3 protein-coding genes and 1 pseudogene are annotated in these 3,237 nt (G+C 72.8%); all 4 read left to right on the top strand.

All coding sequences use genetic code 11. The features are described 5' to 3' along the window. Positions 1-355, top strand: a 355-nt coding sequence (locus JM949_RS34805) for an SCO7613 C-terminal domain-containing membrane protein (RefSeq protein ID WP_407664878.1), incomplete at its 5' end; no start/stop codon positions are given. Between the two features lie 131 nt (positions 356-486). After that, positions 487-1,539 carry a fatty acid desaturase family protein gene (locus JM949_RS34800; RefSeq protein ID WP_203152307.1) on the top strand — a complete coding sequence of 351 codons (1,053 nt, stop codon included), beginning with the start codon at positions 487-489 and terminating at the stop codon, positions 1,537-1,539. 249 nt (positions 1,540-1,788) lie between these two features. Next, positions 1,789-2,082, top strand: coding sequence for a 4a-hydroxytetrahydrobiopterin dehydratase (locus tag JM949_RS34795; RefSeq protein ID WP_203152305.1), 294 nt, complete (start codon positions 1,789-1,791; stop codon positions 2,080-2,082). Next, positions 2,079-3,232: pseudogene (locus JM949_RS34790) on the top strand (FHA domain-containing protein). Before JM949_RS34795 ends, JM949_RS34790 begins: the two are co-directional and overlap by 4 nt. The last annotated feature ends 5 nt before the right edge of the window (positions 3,233-3,237 follow it).

Raw genomic sequence — 3,237 nt, 5'->3', positions numbered from 1 at the left:
CGGGTTGACCAGTTGGCCGGCCCTCGGCCCGGGGCTGGTCGCGGCGTTGCTGCCGAGTCTGGTGTCGGTGCTCGCCGGCCCGGACCCGCAGCCGTGGCGGCGACTGCTGCTCGGCGCGGTGGCGCTGGGCGCGGTGCTGGCCGGCGCGACCCGCCGCTGGCAGGCGCCGGTGCTGCTCGGCGGTGGGGTGCTGGCCCTGTTGGCGGTGCACGAGGTGGCCCGGGGGTGGGATCTGCTGCCCCGGTGGATCTACCTGGGTGTCGGTGGGTTGGCGTTGGTCGGGCTCGCCGCCACCTACGAGCGGCGGCGGCGTGACCTGGCTCGGCTGCGCGCGGCGGTGGGCCGGCTGGGCTGAGCCATCGGGGGTAGGGCCCGCCCTACCCCCGATTCGGGGGCTGCCCGGGTTACTCAGCGCTACCACAACCGGGAGGCTTGGAGCAAGCCTGAACCACCCCGGTACGGGCGGAAACGGGAACGGGAGCAGCAATGACGATCGGAGCGGTGGCGGAACCGCCGGTACGACGGCGAGGTAGTGACTACGCACAGTTGTCCCGCCGGATCAGCCAGGCGGGTCTGCTGGAGCGGCGTCCCGGCTGGTACCTCACCCGAATCGTGCTCACCCTCGGTGCCTTCGTGGCCGGCTGGGTCGCGGTGTTCCTGCTCGGTGACTCCTGGTGGCAGCTGCCGCTCGCGGCAGTGATGGCGGTGGCCACCACCCAGGTCGCGTTCCTCGGGCACGACGCCGGGCACCGGCAGATGTTCCGTCGGCGCGGCGCCAGCGAGCTGGTGGGGCTGTTCGCCGGCAACGCGGCGGTCGGGCTCAGCTACGGCTGGTGGGTCGACAAGCACAACCGGCACCACGCCAACCCGAACCACGAGGACGAGGACCCGGACGTCGGCGCCGGAGCCCTGGTGTGGACGTACGAGCAGGCGTTGGAGACCCGGGGGTTCGGCCGGTGGCTGGCGCGGCGGCAGGCGTATCTCTTCTTCCCGATGCTGCTGCTGGAGGGCCTGAACCTGCACGTGTCGAGCATCCGGGCGATCGTCGGCCGGGGGCCGGACGGCCGGTACGCCGTGCCGATGCGGCACCGGGCGGTCGAGGCGGCGCTGCTCCTCGCGCACACCGTCGGCTACGTGGCGCTGTTGTTGGCGGTCATGTCCCCGGTCAAGGCGCTGCTCTTCGCCGTGGTGCACCAGGCGCTCTGGGGTCTCTACATGGGCTGCGCGTTCGCGCCGAACCACAAGGGCATGCCGATGCCGACCGCCGAGGACGAGTTGGACTTTCTGCGTAAGCAGGTGCTGACCTCCCGCAACGTGCGCGGCAGCCGACTGGTGGACACCGCGTTGGGCGGGCTCAACTACCAGATCGAGCACCACCTGTTTCCGAACATGCCCCGCGCCAACCTGCGGCGGGCCCAGCCGATCGTCCGGGCCTACTGCGTCGAGCAGGGCATCCCGTACGCCGAGACCGGGCTGATCGAGTCGTACCGGCAGGCGCTCGGTCATCTGCACGAGGTGGGGCGGCCGCTGCGCGGCTGACGCGAGGGGGGATGGGCGGGGCGGCATCTGATGTCGCCCCGCCCGCGTGTCCGGGCGGCCGTCGGGGTCGCGCGCCAGCGGGTCATCCGGACTGGCCGAGCGCCGGCGTCGACCCGCTACGGTCCGCACCGGAGGGCCCGCCGGCGGGCGGAACAGACCCTCGGTCGTGGTGCGGTTCCGGTCCGGGACCGAGCGGTCGGCACGGTGGCGTGGCCGACCCCCCGGACCCGCCACCGGTAGGGTCTGCTCATGGCAGACCTGCTCACCGCGGACGCGGTGCGAGAAGAGCTGGCCGGGTTGACCGACTGGTCGGGCGACCCGACCGGCATCGGTCGCACTGTTCAGCTCGGCAGTTTCCCGGACGCCATCGCGGTGGTGGACCGGGTGGCGACGGTCGCTGAGGAGCTCGACCACCATCCCGACATCGACATCCGATGGCGGACCCTGACCTTCCGCTGTGTCACGCACTCGGCCGGTGGGGTCACCCACCGGGACATCGAGCTGGCCGGGCGGATCGACGACATCGTCCGGAGCGCGGCATGAGATTCGAGATCAGCAAGGTGTTGGACGCCATCGAGGGGCGGGTCTGCACCGACCCGTCGTTGGCTCGGGCCGTGGTCGACCTGGCCGAGGTGATCCGCTACCAGGACATCGACGGTGGTCGACCGGCCAGCCTGTTGCGCCTCGGCATGGTGATCGACGCGCTCTCCCGCGAGCTGGAGGAGGACAGCGTCCAGGTCTACGCGGTGGTGCACCGGGCGTTGCTCTCCGACGCCGACCTCACCTCGAACGAGCGGATGGTCGTCCGCCGCTGGGCCGACGACGGGCTCGTCGAGGTGCTCGACAACCCGGGTGACCGGATGCTTGAGGTCGCTGACCTGCTCGGGCTGCCGGTGCTCAGCCGGGTCCGTTTCGACGGGTTGCGCGGTCGGTTCCCCTGGCTGGTCGAGCAGCCCGGTCGGGTGGTCGCCCCGGTGCCCGGGGCCGGCGGCCCGGTGTTCATCGCACACGTCGGTGGTGGGCACTCGCCGGTGGCGGGCAAGCGTTCGCCGGCCGGCGTCAAGCTGCTGACCCGTCGGTGGCGCTGCCCGGAGTCGGGCTGCGCGCTGTTCGGCGGCGGTGGTGGGGGTGGTGCGTTCGCCGACCTGGCCGGGGGTGCCGACCGCAGCCCCGCCGCGCAGGCGCCGCCCGCGCTGCGCAACGGCGTGCCGACCTGCCCCCGACACGGCGCACGGCTCGGTGACGCCGGCCCGCGTCCGCGCACCGAGGTGCTCGCGGTGCGCGTCGGCGGCCTGGTCCGACGGCGGTTCGTGCTCAGCGAGGACCAGCCGGTGGTGGCCGGCCGCGCTCCGGAGCAGGACGGCGGGATCATGCTCGGGCAGTGGCTCAACGACGAGGCCCGGCGGTGGATCAGCCGGGGGCACGTCCGCTTCGAGCTGCGGGTCGGGGAGGTGATCGTGACCGACGTGAGCACCAACGGCTCGGGCATCCGCCCGGCCGGCTCGATGGCGGAGTCGGACCGGATCCCGCTGGCACCGCAGCAGTCCCGGGTGCTCGGTGAGAACGACATGGTGGAGCTCTACCCGGGGGTGCAGATCGGCCGGGCCGAGGAGCTGCCCACCGGTGCCCCGTTCACCCCCACCTCGGTGATGGCCGAGCACCCACGATGGCCATGCGCCTACCCCGCCCCTGACAAAC

The sequence above is a fragment of the Micromonospora tarensis genome (assembly GCF_016803395.1).
In the GTDB taxonomy this organism is placed as follows: Bacteria; Actinomycetota; Actinomycetes; order Mycobacteriales; family Micromonosporaceae; genus Micromonospora; species Micromonospora tarensis.
The sequence above is the reverse complement of the archived record's forward strand: the minus strand, read 5'-3'. Positions and strand labels throughout refer to the sequence as shown.